The sequence below is a fragment of the Lentzea flava genome (genome assembly GCF_014648475.1).
Classification (GTDB): domain Bacteria; phylum Actinomycetota; class Actinomycetes; order Mycobacteriales; family Pseudonocardiaceae; genus Lentzea; species Lentzea flava.
In genome coordinates this window covers 1-16,795 of the sequence record NZ_BMRE01000095.1, presented here as the reverse complement: position 1 = coordinate 16,795, position 16,795 = coordinate 1, and the positions used below count along the sequence as shown (strand labels likewise).

Genomic DNA, 16,795 nt, shown 5'->3' with positions numbered 1-16,795 from the left:
ACGCCCTGCGCGACCTGCGGGGCACACCGGAGGAGATGTACGGGCGCCGCGAGATGACCTGTTACCTGCGTCGCCAGGGCCATGATGTGGCGTTCTGCACCGTGGACCGGATCATGCGCGGGCTTGGTCTCAACGGCGTGGTCAGAGGCCGCAGGCTGCGCACCACGGTCCCGGCCAAGGACGGGATACGCGCCGCTGACAGGCTCAACCGCGACTTCACCGCGACCGCGCCGAACCTGGTCTGGGTCGCTGACTTCACCTACGTCTCCACGTGGGCGGGATGGGCCTACGTGGCGTTCGTGTTCGACGCCTGCTCCCGCGCGATCGTCGGCTGGGCCGCGTCCAGTTCGAAGACGACCGCGCTGGTGTCCAAGGCACTCAACATGGCCGTGTGGCGCCGTGACCACCACGGCTACCCGGTCGAGCCCGGACTGATCCACCACTCCGATGCGGGCAGTCAGTACACGTCCGTGAAGTTCACCGATCCCTTGCTCTGCAAGGACTCTCGGCCTCTATGGGCTCGGTGGGCGATGCCTACGACAACGCTCTAGCGGAGTCGATCATTGGCTTGTTCAAGGCTGAGGTCATCAACCGGCACGGCCCGTTCAAGACCCTCGCCGAGGTCGAGTTCGCGCTCATGGAATGGGCGGACTGGTACAACAACGCCCGCCGGTACAACAACGCCCGACTGCACTCGCGACTGGGCTACCTGACCCCGGCCGAGTACGAAGCCGCGTATTACTCTCAATACCCACCACGCCGACCGACGCTGGTCTGAAACCGAAGCCGGTCTCAAACTCGTGACGGTTCACATCGAGGTGAAGTCGTCCTCAGCGGTGACCACCAGTGCGCGCACTCCTAGTTCCTCGCCCTGGTTCCGCGGCCGCCGCGCCGGGTCCTGCCACCAGAACCGCGCCAGATACCTCGTTCTCCGACGCAGCGCGCGTTGAATCGTCGGCAACGTCGCCAAGCGTTGCGGAGCAGGCGATCGGCTGCCGGCCGCCGTGGTGGCGACCTGGCCGGTGAAGGCCGAGCGCAACCCGGCGAGCTTCGTCGCTGTTTCGTGAGCTTCCTGCACTGGCGATGAGTGTCGGACCCGTGTGCTGCCCGCGGTCATGCGAACCTTTCCCGATTCGTCCACTTCCGCTGTGCGGATGATGATCGACGAGTCGATCCAGGCCTGGCCAGAGCGTTCTTTGCCCAGGAGAGCGAGCACGCCGGCGTAGTATCCGCGTCCGTCAGGCTCGTTCGCCTTGATTACCCGGCATGCACTTGCCAGCGGGCTTCCGGTGACCGTCGGTGCGTACATCGTCTCCCTGAGCACCGCGCGAGCATCCACAGTGGACTTTCCGCGAAGGAGGTACTCTGTGTGTGCCAACCGTGACATCTCCCGAAGGCGGGGGCCGGTCACATGGGCGCCTAGTTGACAGATCCTGGCCATCAACTTCAGCTCTTCGTCCACCACCATGTGGAGTTCGTCGATTTCCTTGACATCGTTGAGGAATCGCAACAAGTCCGCCTCTGACTGTCCGTCGGCTCCATACCGGAATGTTCCGCTGATGGGATTCATGCTGATGACCTGGCGTCGCAGCGTGACGTGCATTTCGGGACTCCCTCCTACCAGCGTGCGAGTACCCGTGCGCACCCGAACGTCCAGTATGCGCCTTGCTCGGTCGCAAGCAGTCTGCGGAATAGCGACGCCGCCTTGGTGGGCGACCAGTCGTCCACCTCCCCGCGGAGCGTTCTCTTGATCACAAAGTCCGATCCCAAGCCGGTCTCAATGTCGTTGGACACCACCCTGCGCACTGTCTCGGGCGTAGGCATCGTCGTCGAGGTCGAACCAGCTGTCGCGCAGGACGACTTCATCTTGCGGCAAAGCGTCCAAGGCGCATTCGACAGACATCGTCGTACGGGAGCATACGAGCATGGCGCCAACGGAGTGCCGTCGTCGATGTGCTCGAAACCCCGCTCGTGAACCTGACGGAATGGCATCAGAATTAGCATTTCCTGGTCGGGCAGGTCGCTGAGAGTGCGTGCCTCGATCACGGGACCGCGCAGCAGCTCGACCTGGTGGTTTCCCTCCCGTTTCAGCAACGCGAAGGGGGATGTGAGATCCGGATGTGTCACAGCAGTTCCCCTCTGCCGACGATCACCGCTTGACCGCTCACCTCGACGAGGTCGATCCGTTCTCCTAGCCGGTGACCTTCGCCCGCATGATGGAGGGCCTGCCCATTTCGATGCCTTGATGGATCGTGATCGGCCGACTGTGGTCGAGCAGACCGTGCCTGATGAGGTGGATCGCGAGCGGGCCCGCGGCGGATCCCGTCGCCGCGTCCTCCTTGACTCCGTAGGCGGGGGGAGAACATCCGGATTCGCCAGCTGTCACGGGAGCCTGCGAAGCAGATCGCCTGAGACCGCGTTCAACGCGTACCGGCATGGTGAGAAGCAGCGGATCTCGATGGTCGAGACATTCGCGTACGGCGCCCCACTCACCGTCATGCTGTTCGTCCGTTGGCCCGAAGAGGTCCGCCAGTTCGTCGACCCCCTCGGCGGGCCGCACGTGACCACCGCACTCATAGGGCCTGCCCGCGTCGCGCTAGCGGCCGCTGTAGGGGCACTGATCGTCACAGTGGCCCGCAAGGTCATGCGGCGACAGCGCATCGACGTGTTCGAGCTGATCCTGCTTTGGGTCTCGGCGCTGGTGCTGCCGCCGCTCGTATCGTTCCCGGTCTACTTCGCGCTCTGGCACTCGCCCCGGCACGTGCTCCGCACGCTCCCCCAACTACCCGCCAGCCGCTCCGACCTGGCGTCAGGACGGGTGGCGCGCAGTCTGTTGCGGTACGTCCTCTACACCGTGCCGTTCACCATCGCGGCGCTCGCGCTCTTCGCCGCGCTGATCGTGATCGACCACTCCTTCGCCGAGCTGCGGCCTTCCATCTGGGCGGGCGCGCTGCTGGCCGCCCTCACGATGCCACACGCCGTCGCAATCTTCCGCTACGACCTCTGGCTCAACCGAAGGTGAGCAACAATTCGCACGCTACGCGGCGGTTTGCCGCAGGGTGTGCATCGTGACGTGCTTGCCATCCAGCGACGAGCAATAAGGGCTCAGGAAGTCGACGTCATTGGGGGTCAACGGCGCGGCGCGCTGGTGTCGGCCTTTGCCGGTGCAGGTCACGTGCGCCTCGTCCCGAGTGGATGGCATGGGGGTGGTCAGGCTCGTGAGCTCGCCGACGCGGAGCCCGGTCTGGACGTCAGGCGCGAGCATGGACTGGTCGCGCCGACCAGTCCCGGCGCTGGTGTCCGACGCGGCCAGCAGTGCGTCGGTCTCGGGCTCGGTGAGGAAATCGATCAACCTCGGTCGCCCGACGGCGCGGCGGGATGGCCAGCACGCGCGTGATCGTGGCGGCGTGCTCGGGATGGTCCGGCAGGGCGCGGGCCAGCACAGCTCGGATCGCGGTCAGTCGTGCGTTGCGCGTGGTGGCTTCGCGTGTGCCGAGGAGCCGCTCGTGCCGTCGATCTCGAGGGGTTGTCACTCGACTGGCCTGCGTCCCCATGCGGTCACCAACGTGAATTCGAAGTCCCAAAAGTCGGGATCGCGAAGCTGTCGCAGGACCGTGTCGATGAGCGACTCGTCCATCCCGCCGGCGACCAGCGCGGGTCGCAGCCGGTCGCAGCACGGGTCGCCACAGGATCACCGCCAGCGCGATTGCGACGACCAGCACGTACACCGCGATCTGCGGGGCGAGTGTCCGGCCGTGCGGCGCGCCGTTCGGGCCGAGTTCGAGGAATAGGTCGATGGCACCGTGCGGTAGCCCGGCCAGCAGACCCACCACAGCGAACGCCACGAGATTGATGTGCTGCCATGCGGGGTCGGTGAGGAAGAGCGTGACCACCTTGTCCCGCGTTAACAACGAGGACGACGACTCGACGGTGACCATGGATCGCCTCCTACCGGACTGCAGAATTGCCCGCGGCTGGGGTTATGGTCGCAAAGTTAGCAGTGGGGAGCAGTCAAGACTCTAAAATATGGCCGAAGGCTTAACCCGTTCCTGATCGGGTTGGACATTGGACGATGCCGCTCCGATTTCCGTTCCGGTCGAGCCTGCGATCAATCCGTTTTGCAGACCAAAGGGAACGGCGTAACTTGGCGTTGTCCTATCGGATCAAGTTAATTGTGGGTCGAGATCGCGCCCACCGGGCAGCCGAGGATCGCCTCCTGGGCGTCCTCGTCGTGTTCCTCAGACAGCTCGGCCGCAAGAACCTCGGCGACGCCGTCGGCGCGCTGCCGGAACAGCTCAGGTGCGATCAACACACACTGGCCCGTCGTACCGCACAGGTGCTCGTCCACTGTCAAGCGCATGATGTTCCTCCGACACTGCTGGAAATGACTAGATGTTTCCTTTCTGGGTGGCGGGTGAGCCACCGGTACGTCGACACCCGGCGCGGCCACAAATTTGTGATGTGACCGTCCGTGCCGTTCTTGTACCAACTCGTACACTGCTCGGTCCACACGGTGCTCGCCAGCCGGCGACGCAGGGCCTTTTGATAATCGTCAAAGGCCTCAGGTGTGACGTCAACCGTTTTGTTGTCACCTATCATGTCGAGGCTGCTCGCCACGTAGCGGGCCTGGCTTTCGAGCATCGCAATTACCGAGTTGCTCGCTGAGCTGCTGTTCGGGCCGTAGAGCATGAAGAAGTTCGGGAAACCCGGAACCATCATTCCGAGATAGGCATCTGGGGCCTCGCGCCAGCGCGCGTGCAGGCTGCCGCCTGGCCCGGTTATTTGCAGCGGCGCGAGGAAGTGGGTGGAATGGAACCCGGTGGCGTAGATGATCGTGTCGACCGTGCGCAGGCGTCCGTCGGCGGTCGCGATGCCGGTTGGCGTGACTCGCTCGATGGGCTCCGTCACGAGGGTGACGTTGTCGCGGGTCAGGGTGGGGTAGTAGTCGTTGGAGAGGATCATCCGGTTGCACCCGAACGGGTAATTCGGGGTGAGCTTCGCGCGCAACTCGAGCTCGCTGATCTGGTGCAGCAGGTGCCACTTCGCTGCTGCCGTCAGCACCCGGCCCCACATGCCGTGGTTGATCGGCGAGTGGGCGATGACCTCTGCGCTCGCATACCACCCCGCCCGGCTGATTCTCTGGGGCACCGGGTGCGCGCCCAGCGGTGTGATCTTCCGGCTCCACTTCGGGATAATCCACTTCGGGGAGCGCTGGAAGATGTGCAGTTGCTGCACTTGCTCCGCGATCTTCGGCACGAACTGGGCCGCGCTGCATCCGTTGCCGATCACCGCGACGGATCGCCCGGTCAAGTCGTGCCCGTGATTCCACCGAGCCGAGTGGAACGACGTGCCGACGAATTGGTCAATGTCGGCGAGTTCGGGCATTCTCGGCTGGTTGAGCTGGCCGACCGCGGTGACCGCAACACGGGCCGCGTGCTCGTCACCCTCGGTTGTGCGCAGGCGCCAGACTCGTGCCTTCTCGTCGAACCACGCCTGGGAGATCTCGGTCTTGAACTCAATGTGTGCGCGCACGCCAAACTGTTCGGTGCAGTGCTTCACGTACTCCAGGATAGTGGACTGGTTGGAGTAGTTGTGAGTTGTTCGGGTAAAACGTTTGGGGATGCGAATACTTTGGGCCCGGTTGATGCTGGTCAATGGTTTACGCCGTCGCCCTTGTCGCTGGCCGTTCGGCCATCGTGGTTGTGACGTCGGTCGCGCTACAATTGTCGCCATGACCTCTATCGACTCGGCCCGTGCGGCTCGGACCGCCTCCGGAGCGTTGCCATTCATGGGCCACGTGATCGAGTTCAAACGTGACCCGATCTCGTTCCTGAAGCGCGTCCGCGACCTCGGCGAGGGCGTCGTAGAGATCCGACTCGGCCCGAAGCCCGCCTACGTCGTCAACGACGAGGACCTCGTCCGGAAGGTCCTCGTCTCCGAGGCCCACCATTTCAGCAAGGGCGTTTTCTGGGACAAGGTCGCCGCCATCACCGGCAACGGCCTCGCCACCTCCTCCGGCGCCGAGCACCTCAAGCAGAGGCGCCTCATGCAGCCCGTGTTCCATCGCGAGCGCATCGCGAGGTACGCCAACACCATGGCTCAGGAGTGGGAGCGGCGGATCGCCGCGTGGGAGGATGGGCAGACGCTCGATGTCTTGCCGACGATGAGCGAGACGGCTCTCACGATGGCGGCGAAGACGATCTTCTCCTCGCAGATCGGTGAACGCGCAGTCGAGGTTCTCCGGGCGAACTGGCCCGCTTTCCAGGACGGCGTGATGTGGCGGATGATGAACCCGTTCCCGGTGCTGGAGAGGCTGCCCACACCGGGTAACCGCCGCTTCGCCGCGAGCATCGAGGAGATGTGGCGCGTTATCGGCGATGTGATCACCGCCTACCGCGCGGACGGTGTCGACCGGGGTGACCTGCTCTCGATGCTCGTCGCAGCCCGTGACCAGGACACCGGTGAGGTGATGACCGACGTCGAGATCCGCAACCAGGTACTGACCATTGCGCTGGCCTCGGGCGAGACCATGGGCATGATACTCTCCTGGTCGCTGTACCGCATCGGCCAGAATCCCGAGATCGGACAACGTATTGCGGACGAGGTGGCCGCGATCGTGGGCGAGGGGCCGCTGACGTTCGAGGACATCGGCAAGCTCGAATTCACGAACCTTTTCATCAAAGAGATCCTGCGTTTCTACCCATTCTGGATGCTGATGCGGCGCGCGAACGAGGACATCGTGCTCGGCGAGGTGCGTATCACGAAAGGTGCCCAGGTCATCCTCAGCCCGGTGTCGATGCACCGCGACCCCGCGCTCTTCGCCGACCCGGACTCGTTTGACCCCGACCGGTTCCTGTCGGAACGTGCCGTGGACTTCCGGCGCACGTCATATGTGCCGTTCGGCGCGGGTCAGCACCGGTGCATCGGCGACGGGTTCGCGGTCACCGAGACCGCGCTCGGGCTAGCCACGATCTGTCGGCGCTTCGCGCCGAAACCGGCGGCAGGACAGATCACCAAGGAACACATCCTGTTCGTGATCGTTCCCAGGCCGCTGAAGATGACCTTTGAAACCCGTTAATGTCCTGATGCCCGGTCAGGGCGCTTGCGTCCCGGTCGAGCGGGGAACGACAACCAACGTCAGCTGAAATCCACCATCCTCGGCGGGCGGGTGCTGCGCGCCCGCACCCCAACCGGGGTCCAGCAGGAGCTCTACGCGCTGCTGGTCACCTACCAGGCGCTGCGGCTGGCGATCAGCGATGCTACCTCACCCGTCCCGACGCCGATCCCGACTGCGGCAGCTTCACCGTCGCCGATCCCGCAGCAACCCCCGCGTGGTCAAACGCGCCATCTCCGTCTACCCGACTTGGGCCACGTTTCGTTGATTCGAGGGTTGTTGGGGCTGTGACCTGGGGTGTTGGTTCGGTGGGCACGCACTAATCCGGCGGTTCTATCGTGTCGGCCGTGGCGTATGTGCGGACGGTGAAGACGGCGTCTGGTGCGCGGGCGGTGCAGATCGTGCACTCCCAGCACCGGGGATCGCGCAACATCGAGCACATCGGGTCGGCGCACACCGATGCGGACCTGGAACTGCTCAAGGCGGTGGCGCGGCAGCGGCTGGCCGCGGGGCAGGGCGAGCTGGACCTGCGGCTGCCGGATAGCCCGGCCAACAAGGGCGCCGCGTTGCCGGTGACGTCCTCCCGGATGGGGCACCTGCTGGACGCGCTGACCTGCGGATATGGCGCGCTGGGGTTCGCGGCGGCGACCGGGCGGGATGAGGTGTTCAGGTCGCTGGTGCTGGCGAGAATCATCGAGCCGACCAGCAAGCTGGACTCCCTGCGCGTGCTGGACGAGGCCGGGCACGAGGCGCCGTCCTACCGGACGGTCAAGCGGCGGCTGCGGGTCTACGCCGACGCTGACGCCAGCGGTGATGGCGCCGAGGTCGCCGAGGCTGGGGACTCGGCCGTGCAGGCCGTTGCCGTCGATCCTGCTGGTGGCCGGTGGCGGGCCCGGCTGGCCCGGGCCTGCGCCGACCACGTGCGCCTGGGCCCGGCGACGTTGCTGCTCGACCTGCCCGACGTCACGGTCGTGGCCGACGCCGGGATGGTCTCCGACGCCAACAAGAAGGCCATCGAGGCCGCCGGGTTGTCCTTCATCCTCGGCGCCCGCATCCCCGATGTTCCGTTCGTCGTGGCCGACTGGCGCAAGGCCCACCCGGACACCGACATCGACGACGGGCAGATCTTCATCCAGCCCTGGCCGGCCGGGCCGACCGACAAGCGCCGCGATCACACCTTCATCTACCAGTACAAAACCGACCGGGCCCGCCGCACCCTGCGCGGGATCGACCAGCAGATCACCAAGGCCGAGAACGCCGTCGCCGGGAAGGTGCCAGTCAAGCGCAACCGCTACGTACAGCTGACCGGGGCAACCAAGAGCGTCAACCGCGACCTGGAAGCCAAGAACCGGGCACTGGCGGGCATCAAGGGCTACGTCACCAACCTGCCCGACCCCGAACCCCAGCAGGTCATCGGCGCCTACAGTCGCCTGCTGCAGGTCGAGAAGTCCTTCCGCATGTCCAAATCGGACTTAGCCGCCCGGCCGATCTACCACCACACCCGCGAATCGATCGAAGCGCACCTGACCATCGTCTTCGCCGCCCTGGCCGTCTCCCGCTGGATCGAAAACCGCACCGGCTGGTCAATCAAGCGCTTCGTCACCACCGCCCGCCGCTACCGCACCATCCAAATCCAGGCCGGCGAACACACCCTCACCGCCGCCGACCCGGTGCCCGACGACCTCCAAGCCGCCCTCGACACCATCTACGACACGCACTAAATGGCCCAAGTCGGGTTTGATGCGCGGGATCCGCGGACATGCCAGGACCCAGGAGTCTTTGAGCAGACCGCGTTGTTCGTCGGTCATATATCCTGGCTGAGCGGTGTACAGAACGGGTACGCCAACCTCGGTGCATGCGCGACGAAGGGCAGTCGCGTTTGTCACAAGCTCGTCTGCCGGTGAACGATCACGTGCAAACGGGGCCAGAAAGTAACGCTGCATGTCGTGGATGAGCAACGCAGAACGCCGCGCGTCGAGTGTCCACAGCACTTTTGTTTTCAGGCACTTCGGCCGCAGTCGGCATGCGGTACGGTGCAATCGGTGCAATCGGTGCAATCGGTGCAATCGGTGCAATCGCCATTCGGGAATCCCACGCTCGCGAACGGAAGATATGTGGTACACCTTCGTGTGTCGCTAGCTCGTTCCATCCTGTGGAACGCTTGTGCCTGGTTTGGTTGTTCGTCTGCTGCGTGTTGACATGGACCTCGACCAGGGTAGGGGTGCGTCGGCGTGCTGCGCTTCCCGGAGCGTCCCGCGGTGGGCGGCATGCGTTTCCAAACCAGGAGAGCGGTACGAGAAGCCGGCATGGCCTGGTACGAGGGTGCAGCGGGTCTCGTCGGGGCAGGTCGCCAGCACAAGTCGACGTCGCAGGGCGTGACGGAATTCAAGGGGCTCGTCTTGGAGGTCGGCGCTCGTTGCAACCTGCGACGGTCAGGCGGGGCGTCGGCCCTTTCTAACCTGGAGCACAAGCTTTGGGACACGCGCATAGGGCCCGCACTTCAGGATCGCCAGTTGATGTTGCTGGAGACAGGTTGGTTCTACCAGGCGGCCAGCAGCAGGTACACCACCACACGCGAGCGCAGGTCCTGCACACGGGACTGGGACGCGCGGGTCTCGGCGAGTGCCTCGTCGACCATGTCGAACGGCACCGCTTGGGTCAGCCCGCCCAGGTGCTCAGGCGCGAACGCCCCCTGTGTGTGCAACGGAGTTCTCTGCGGATAGCGATCTTGGTCGACGCTGTTCCAGCAGGAACTCCGTTGCCTCGTTTCAGCCGCCTTGACAGCCAGGCGCACGCCCTGACTGCACGGCATTGGTTCCAGATGCTCGCGCTCTTGCGAGCAGCTCGGGGACAAGCTAGCGTATTTCGCTACATTCTGTAGCTTAATAGGTGTCGATGGGAGCGCGGATGCCAGGGCGGCCACGGGATCCTGATCTGGAGAAGCGGCTGCTCTCGGCGGCTTGGTCGCTGTTGACGAGCCACGGCTACGACGCGCTGACGTTGGCGCGCGTCGCGGTCGAGGCTCGGGCGTACCGGACAGACGTGTACCGGAGGTGGTCGAGCAAGGCGCGGTTGGTGACCGACGTGCTCGACGAGTACCTGCCGCCCGTCGCCGATCTCAACACCGGCTCGCTGTACGGCGATCTCCGAGCTTTCGTCGAGAACCTGGCCACGGTATGGGCCGCGCCCTGGATTGACGGTCTGACCGGGCTGCTCGCGGACCTGAGGCATGACCCGGAGGCCGACGCCGCCTATCGGAGCATGATCCAGCGGCGCGACCAGCCACTCGTCAACGCGATCGCCAGGGCCGTGCGCCGCGGAGAGATCCGTGAGGTGCCCGAACTGGCACTGGTCGGCAACGTGCTGGAAGGACCGCTGATGCATCGGCGAGTAGTGGGCCGCCAGGCGGTCACCCCAGAGTTCTTCGACGCGGTCGCGCTTTCGGCGCACTGCCTCATCACCGGGACGACGGTGCTGCGGTGAGCGATCTCCACGAGCTGTCCGCGTCCCGCCAGTTGGCCGCCCTGCGCACCGGGCAGGTCAGTTCGCGCGACCTGACGGAGCACTACCTGACTCGCATCGACCGGCTCGATCGAGAGCTCGGCGCGTTCATGACGGTCACTGCCGAGCTCGCGTTGCGGGAGGCCGCGCGCGCAGACGAGTGTCTGGCGCGTGGCGAATGGTCGTCCCTGTGCGGGCTTCCGCTCGCCATCAAGGACCTGTACCCGACGGCCGGGATCCGAACGACGTTCGGGTCGGCGGCGTTGGGCGACCACGTCCCGACAGAGGACTCCTGGACCGTGGGGTTGCTCCGGCGGGCTGGCGCGGTCGTGGTCGGTAAGACCAACACCCCGGAGTTCGGGGCGACCTGCTACACGGAGAACGGCGTCACCGAGCGCCCGGCGGTCACGCCGTACGACCCGACCCGGTACGCAAGCGGGTCCAGTGGTGGCGCGGCCACGGCGGTCGCCGCCGGGCTCCTCCCGGTGGGGCATGCCAGCGACGGAGCGGGCTCGATCCGCACACCCGCCGCGGCCTGCCACCTCGTCGGCGTGAAGCCGAGTCGAGGCCTGGTGAGCGCGGCGCCAGCGACATCGTTCCTCAGCGTGGGAACCGAAGGCCCGATAGCGAGAACGGTGGCGGACGCGGCATTGTTGCTCGACGTGATGGCATGCCCATGGCCCGGCGACTTGTACGGCTGGTGCTCCACGACCAGCTTCGCCGACGCCGTCACTCATCCGCCGCGCCCGCTGAAGGTCGCGATGTGGACAGATACAGGGCTCGACGGCCTTGACCCGCATCCAGAGTCGGTCCATGCGGCGGAGCGCGCGGCGCGCCTGCTCCGCGACCTCGGGCACGACGTACGGGAGATCGCGGTACCGGCCCGGTGTGACGAGCTGACCCGGCAGGCGCTCGCGACCTGGTTCGCGTCCTCGGTCGGACTCGTGGTCCCGACGCTGGTGCCGCCGGGTCGACAGCACCAGCTGCAGCCGTACACGCGTCACCTCGTGGCGGCCAGCGCGGAGTTCTCCGCTGGTGACGTGATGCGGGCGCAGTCGATGCTCGCCCGGTACGCCAGCACCTTCCTGGCAGTGCTCGACGACTATGACGTCGCGTTGACGCCCACGACGAGCGGTCCGCCTGTTCCAATCGGGTACTACCTCGCTGACGGTGTCGAGCAGGTGTCCGACCTGATGCTGGACTGGTCCTGTTACACGCCCTGGGTGAATCTCACCGGGCAGCCAGCTGTATCCGTACCGTCTCATCTGGACGGTGATGGGCTGCCGTACGGAGTGCAGCTCGTTGGTCGGCAACGTCACGACGCAGAGATTCTCGCGCTCGCCGCGCAACTCGAGGAGGGGTCTCTCTGGTCCGACCTCCATCCGCCCTGTTGGTACCGGTGAGGGGCAACGTCACATGCCACGTCAGAAGTCACCCCTCGACCTTGATCCCGGCGTCGGCCTGACCGAGCACATCATCGTCCTGCCGGACGGGCGGCGGCTGCGCACCGTGGTGGCGGGGGAGGGACCAGGCCCACTCGTCGTGTTCGAGGCTGGGATGAGCGCGCCGGCCGCCTGCTGGGTCCACACCCAGCGGGAGGTCAGCGCGCGGGCCCGCACCCTGTCCTACGACCGGGCGGGTTATGGCGGCAGCGACATCGATCCGCACGACCGGACACTCGACCGCATCGTGAACGACCTGACCGCCATGCTCGACGCCCTGGGTGAGGCGGAGCCGGTCGTTCTCGTGGGCCACAGCTGGGGTGGCCCCATCATCAGGCTCTTCGCCGACCGGCACCCGCATCGGGTAGCCGGACTGGTGTTCGTGGATTCCTCGCTCGCCGAGGCGATGAGTCGGATGAGCGCGATCGTGGGGGCGTGGTCGTTCCGGGTCATGGCGATGCTGGTTTGGCTGGGCATGACCGGGCTGATCGAGAAGATGTCCCTGCCGACCGGGTTCGCGCCGGAGATCAGCGAGGCCGACCGGACGGTCCTGCGGCGTGACTATGCGTGCATGAGGGCGATGCGCGCGGGCAGTAGGGAGGCAGCGCAGATCGCGTCCGCGCTGCCGACCCTGCGGCGTCTCCAGGACACCGGCACACCAGACGTGCCCACGGTCTGCCTGCAGGGCGGCCGGGTCGACCGGGGAATGGCACGGGTTCGCCCCCTGCTGAACGAGACGGCGACCAGGCTGATGGCGGACGCACCGAAAGGAAGGGTTGTCATAGTGGAGCAGGCGGGCCACCTGATTCCCCAGGAGTGCCCGACCGTCGTGCGCGACACCATCCTGGAGGTGGTTACGGCTGTGGACGAAGGTCGCCACCGCACCTGACCCCCGTTGGCTCCCGCGGCCGTGCCGCGTGATCACGGCGAGTACGCGGGCCGGGGGCGTCCTTCGGTAGACAAGCAGGTCGCGGTACGAGCTGGGGTATGCCGGCCACCTGACTTCACCAGTCTCACACGCGCGCTGGCCTCCAACACCGCGTCCAGGACTCGCTGCGATACCAGCGCCAACAAATGCAGGAGAGACCGCGGATTGGCCGCGGCGTGAGAACACCTCCGTGGCCTCTGGACGGAACGACGTACACCTGCGCGGACGCAACGACACCGCAACCTCCAGCAACAACCGTCTCCGGCATGATCGCGTTGATCATGCCGGGCACAGTCACGCCGTCGAACTCGCCAATGGTGTCCCAATGGAGGGGGAGACGGCTACGACGCGCTCAGCAATCGCTGGCGGCGCTGGTAACACAACTATGCCGGGACACACGCGGCTTCCGCCTCGATGGCGCTCGCCGTCCAACCGACAGCACACCTGCGGTCCAATGCCAAGGCGTCCGTCGAGCAAGTATGGCCGACTGACTACCTTCGTGAGTTCAACCGGATCAGGTCGCCGTGTTCCTTCCAGTCGGTCAGGGTGCGGGATGACTTCACCTGATCGGTGTGTACGGCTGTCGCCGATGCGTCGGTGTTCGCCGGATACGTTGTGACTGTGGATCAGACGAATGACAAGCCATTGCTGTTCGGTGGGCTGTTGCTTCAGCATCGGCGCGCAGCAGGTCTCAGTCAGCAGGCGCTTTCTCGGTTGTCTGGTGTCAGCGTTCGTGCCTTGCGTGAGCTTGAACATGGCCGTGCCAGCGCGGCTCAGCGTCGTTCGGCAGAGGTGCTGGCGGATGCGCTCGGACTGGTGGGCGCGGCTCGTGTGGAGTTCGTGGAGGTCGCGAGGGAGGGGCGTCGGCGTGGTTCGGCCAAACCGGTTGTTGGTGTGGCTGAACTGCCGCTCGTGCCACCTGATCTGGTCGGCAGGGAGAGGGAGCTGGTGCGGTTGCGGGAGCTGCTCCGAGTCCACTCCACTGTGGCGATCGTGGGGCAGCCGGGTGTGGGTAAGACGGTGATGGCAGGGTTCGCCGCACGGCAGCTGCGCGACGAGTTCCCGGACGGCTGCTTCGCGATCGATCTGCGTGGTGTGGACGAGCAGCCGTTGCCGGTGCGTGTGGTGTTCGAGCGGCTGTTGCGGGCGTTGGGTGTGCCTGAGCGCGGCATTCCGGCGAACGAGGCCGAACAGGCCGGTGTGTACCGGGCGGTGCTGGCTGGCCGCCGGGTGCTGGTGGTCCTGGACAACGCCGCTGATGAGGCTCAGGTTCGCCCGTTCCTCATGACTGCGCCGGGTTGCCGCACGCTGGTGACCTGCCGTGGTTTGCTGGTGGGGCTGGAGGCGGTGTCCTGGCTGCAGGTGGGGCCGTTGGAGGATCTCGACGCAGTGGCGTTGCTGGGCTCCATCGTGGGGGACCGGGTGCGGGAGGCGCCTGGTGAGGCGGCGAAGCTGGCGGCGTTGTGCGGGAATCTGCCGCTGGCGTTGCGGATCGCGGGTAACCGTCTGGCCAGCAGGCCCCGCTGGACGCTGGCTTACCTGATCGGCCAGTTGCGTGACGAACGCACGCGGCTGGTCTCGTTGTCGGCGGGGGATCTGCAGGTGCGTTCGGCGTTCGAGATGTCGTATCGAAGGCTCTCGCCGGGCGGACGTATGGTGTTCCGTCGCCTTGCGGCGGTGCCTGGCGAGGACTTCGGCATCGAACTGGTCCGGGTCGCGGCGGAGATGTCCGAACGAGACGCCCTCGCTTACCTCGACGAGCTCGTGGACGCGAGCATGGTGGTCGTCTCACAGGTCAAGTGCAGGTTCCGCTTCCACGACCTGATCGGCCTCTTCGCGCGCGAGCGGTGGGAGGATGAAGACGCCGAGGCTGAGCGCGGCCGTGTCACCGAGGCCGTGCTGCGCCACCTGCTCAGCACGGCCGGTGAGGCGGGCGTGCACTGGTTCCCCAGCGCTGTTGGGAGCGAGGTCTTCGCGTCGCTGGAGGAGGCACTCGCCTGGCTGGAGCAGGAGAACTCCAACTGGGTGGCGGCGGTGCGGGAAGCGGCGCGGCGTGCCTGGCACCGTGAGGTGCTGGACCTGGCCAAGGGGATGCACTGGTACGCCGACCACCACTGGTTCGCCGCACCGTGGAAGGAGATTTACCTCCTCGGTGTCCAGGCCGCAGGCGCCTTGGGTGACAAGCGGTCCGAGGCACAGGTGCTCAACTCCGTCGGATGGTCAGTTATGAAAGAGGGGACCTCGATCGAGTACCACGAGCAGGCTTTGCGGGTCGCCATCGAGGCCGGGGACACGCTCGAGCAGGCCTGGTCTCTGTCCTACCTCGGCACCGCCCACGCTCTGCTCGGTGACGCCGATGTGGCGAAGAAGATCCTTCGGGAGTCCGTGGAGCTGGCCACCCGGTTGGACTTCTGGGACGTCCAGATGTCAGTGCGTCAGCGCTACGGGACGATGCTGCTCCGCCTCGGCTACGCGGAGGAGGCTCTCATTGTGCTGCAGGACCTGCTGGCGGAGGTGGAGACACACCGCGCGGCACAGATCACCCAGCCGCGCAAGGGGAAGGTGGCGTATGTGATCGAAGGGATCGGGCAGTGCCTGCACGCGATGGGGAAGTGCGAGGACGCGGTGACCATGTTGGCCCGAGCCAGGAGAGTCCATGACGAGAACGGGTCCAAGATGCTGGAGGCACTCATGGCGCTGTGGGTGGGCCGCTGCCTGATCGATACCGGTGACCATGAACAGGCCGCTGTCGTGCTGGAACACGCCCTGGCGAGCGAAGAACTCTCGAGGTCGGTGCACTACACCCAGGTGAAGGCCGAGCTGGCCCGGCTGCCTGGGAAGTGAGTCTTCGCTAGCTTCAGCTTCAACCTGCTCGGCGAGGTCGTGGGTTGCCGGACTCGGTCTTCTTGCCGCGCTTGGGTTTCTGCTTGCTTGCACTGGTGACGGTGTGGGCGTTATGGCGTGTTGCGGGCTGGTGGTTCACTGTCCCGCGGGGCGTCCTGGGCCGGAAGGTGAGGTTTTCGGGACACGGGCGGGACAGGCCAGTTGTGGACGCAGGTTCCGACCCTCCGGCGGATCCGTGACGGGCTCAGTCGCTTAGCCGGCCGGGTTTCTCCCAGGGACGGTGCACATCGACGGAGTGATCGCGGCCAGGCGGAGCTGGGTGTAGACGGCTAGCAGGAGCCAGATCCAGAGGTCGGCAGCCTCAGGTGAGCGTAGTTTCGGGTGGCCCAACCGAGGGTTTGTTTGAGCGTGCGGAAGTGTGCTCGATGTCGAACCGGCGCAGGAACGCCTACACGCAATGTCGATCTTGGCCTGGGGCAGCCTGATGCAGGAATGCCACAACAACACGGGTTTCGGGATCGCCCCAGAGGGCAGGCGCTCGACCTACAGGAGGATCACCGTGCCTTCCATGATCGGCAGGGCTCCGGCGTGGCCTGCCCAGGCGGTCCGGGAGGTGAGCTTGGGGTGCAGCCGGTCCCAGGCCCGGACCAGTGCCGGGCGGTAGAGCCGGGTGGTGATCTCGATGGTGATGTCCGGCTCACCCGAGGTGCTAGGGCGTGTCCTGCGGATCTTTCTCATGATCGTATGCAGATGATGGTGTGTGGTCGGACGTGGTGAGCTGACGGACAAGGCCTGGGCAGCGATCGCGCCGTTGCTGCCCGCGCAGAGCGGGCAGCGAGGCGGGCGGTGTCGCAGCCACCGGCAGGTGATCAACGCGATCCTGTGGAAGGAACGCACCGGCGCGCCTTGGCGTGACCTGCCCGAACGGTATGGGCCGTGGAAGACCGCGCACGAGCGGCTGCGGAA

The 16,795-nt window shown here is 65.9% G+C and carries 17 protein-coding genes and 3 pseudogenes; 12 read left to right on the top strand and 8 right to left on the bottom strand.

Translation table 11 applies throughout. From position 1 onward, the window contains the following. A partial coding sequence (locus IEZ09_RS44390) for an IS3 family transposase (RefSeq protein WP_189259884.1) occupies positions 1-551 on the top strand: 551 nt, incomplete at its 5' end. Further along, positions 515-778, top strand: a complete 264-nt coding sequence (locus IEZ09_RS44385) for an integrase core domain-containing protein (RefSeq protein WP_229813507.1) — start codon at positions 515-517, stop codon at positions 776-778. The genes IEZ09_RS44390 and IEZ09_RS44385, both read left to right, overlap by 37 nt. A gap of 30 nt (positions 779-808) precedes the next feature. Here the strand turns inward: IEZ09_RS44385 and IEZ09_RS44380 are convergent, their stop codons facing one another. Beyond that, a complete protein-coding gene (locus tag IEZ09_RS44380) occupies positions 809-1,645 on the bottom strand; it encodes a chorismate-binding protein (RefSeq protein WP_189259882.1) in 837 nt (278 codons plus the stop codon). 546 nt (positions 1,646-2,191) lie between these two features. Then, entirely contained in the window at positions 2,192-2,437 is a 246-nt protein-coding gene (locus tag IEZ09_RS44375) for a PhzF family phenazine biosynthesis protein (protein WP_301326581.1), read from the bottom strand. Here IEZ09_RS44375 and IEZ09_RS44370 point away from each other — a divergent pair. Further along, entirely contained in the window at positions 2,393-3,022 is a 630-nt protein-coding gene (locus IEZ09_RS44370; protein WP_268247695.1) for a beta-carotene 15,15'-dioxygenase, Brp/Blh family, read from the top strand. The two genes, IEZ09_RS44375 and IEZ09_RS44370, sit on opposite strands and share 45 nt — an antisense overlap. A gap of 15 nt (positions 3,023-3,037) precedes the next feature. On the opposite strand, the gene IEZ09_RS47170 is transcribed toward IEZ09_RS44370, so the two are convergent. The 3 genes from IEZ09_RS47170 to IEZ09_RS44355 all read right to left on the bottom strand — a co-directional run bounded on the left by IEZ09_RS47170 (position 3,038) and on the right by IEZ09_RS44355 (position 5,733). Next, the gene (locus IEZ09_RS47170) at positions 3,038-3,352 is read right to left on the bottom strand and encodes a tyrosine-type recombinase/integrase (protein ID WP_229813505.1); all 315 of its coding nucleotides are present in this window, start codon (positions 3,350-3,352) and stop codon (positions 3,038-3,040) included. 816 nt (positions 3,353-4,168) lie between these two features. After that, on the bottom strand, positions 4,169-4,360 hold the full coding sequence (locus tag IEZ09_RS44360; RefSeq protein WP_189259880.1) for a ferredoxin: 192 nt from the start codon (positions 4,358-4,360) through the stop codon (positions 4,169-4,171). Further along, positions 4,351-5,733, bottom strand: a complete 1,383-nt coding sequence (locus tag IEZ09_RS44355) for a flavin-containing monooxygenase (protein WP_268247694.1) — start codon at positions 5,731-5,733, stop codon at positions 4,351-4,353. The genes IEZ09_RS44360 and IEZ09_RS44355 overlap by 10 nt, the downstream gene beginning before the upstream one ends. Between IEZ09_RS44355 and IEZ09_RS44350 the strand changes: the two genes are divergently transcribed. Further along, positions 5,732-7,078: a cytochrome P450 gene (locus IEZ09_RS44350; RefSeq protein WP_189259878.1), complete on the top strand. Its 1,347-nt coding sequence runs from the start codon at positions 5,732-5,734 to the stop codon at positions 7,076-7,078. The genes IEZ09_RS44355 and IEZ09_RS44350 overlap by 2 nt on opposite strands. A gap of 383 nt (positions 7,079-7,461) precedes the next feature. Beyond that, a complete protein-coding gene (locus IEZ09_RS44345) occupies positions 7,462-8,835 on the top strand; it encodes an IS1634 family transposase (protein WP_189259877.1) in 1,374 nt (457 codons plus the stop codon). Between the two features lie 66 nt (positions 8,836-8,901). Here IEZ09_RS44345 and IEZ09_RS47620 read toward each other — a convergent pair. Together IEZ09_RS47620 and IEZ09_RS44335 are read right to left on the bottom strand one after the other, a co-directional pair. Then, positions 8,902-9,105, bottom strand: a pseudogene (locus IEZ09_RS47620) (isochorismatase family protein); the annotation flags it as partial. A gap of 548 nt (positions 9,106-9,653) precedes the next feature. After that, the gene (locus tag IEZ09_RS44335; RefSeq protein WP_229813504.1) at positions 9,654-9,818 is read right to left on the bottom strand and encodes a transposase domain-containing protein; all 165 of its coding nucleotides are present in this window, start codon (positions 9,816-9,818) and stop codon (positions 9,654-9,656) included. A 191-nt stretch (positions 9,819-10,009) separates the two neighbouring features. Between IEZ09_RS44335 and IEZ09_RS48060 the strand changes: the two are divergent. From IEZ09_RS48060 to IEZ09_RS44315, 6 genes and pseudogenes are all read left to right on the top strand, one after another. Then, a pseudogene (locus IEZ09_RS48060) lies at positions 10,010-10,183 on the top strand (helix-turn-helix domain-containing protein); the annotation flags it as partial. A 6-nt stretch (positions 10,184-10,189) separates the two neighbouring features. After that, on the top strand, positions 10,190-10,597 hold the full coding sequence (locus IEZ09_RS44330; RefSeq protein ID WP_229813503.1) for a TetR-like C-terminal domain-containing protein: 408 nt from the start codon (positions 10,190-10,192) through the stop codon (positions 10,595-10,597). Further along, positions 10,594-12,018, top strand: a complete 1,425-nt coding sequence (locus tag IEZ09_RS44325; protein ID WP_189259875.1) for an amidase — start codon at positions 10,594-10,596, stop codon at positions 12,016-12,018. The genes IEZ09_RS44330 and IEZ09_RS44325 overlap by 4 nt, the downstream gene beginning before the upstream one ends. Before the next feature lie 13 nt (positions 12,019-12,031). Beyond that, on the top strand, positions 12,032-12,946 hold the full coding sequence (locus IEZ09_RS44320) for an alpha/beta fold hydrolase (protein WP_189259874.1): 915 nt from the start codon (positions 12,032-12,034) through the stop codon (positions 12,944-12,946). 609 nt (positions 12,947-13,555) lie between these two features. After that, positions 13,556-13,807, top strand: a pseudogene (locus tag IEZ09_RS48055) (helix-turn-helix domain-containing protein); the annotation flags it as partial. 72 nt (positions 13,808-13,879) lie between these two features. Next, positions 13,880-15,829, top strand: a complete 1,950-nt coding sequence (locus IEZ09_RS44315; protein ID WP_229813502.1) for an ATP-binding protein — start codon at positions 13,880-13,882, stop codon at positions 15,827-15,829. A 543-nt stretch (positions 15,830-16,372) separates the two neighbouring features. On the opposite strand, the gene IEZ09_RS44310 is transcribed toward IEZ09_RS44315, so the two are convergent. After that, complete coding sequence (locus IEZ09_RS44310) at positions 16,373-16,567, bottom strand: hypothetical protein (RefSeq protein WP_189259872.1); 195 nt, start codon at positions 16,565-16,567, stop codon at positions 16,373-16,375. 22 nt (positions 16,568-16,589) lie between these two features. Here IEZ09_RS44310 and IEZ09_RS44305 point away from each other — a divergent pair. Beyond that, positions 16,590-16,795: transposase (locus tag IEZ09_RS44305; RefSeq protein ID WP_189259871.1), on the top strand; the 206-nt coding region annotated here is incomplete at its 3' end.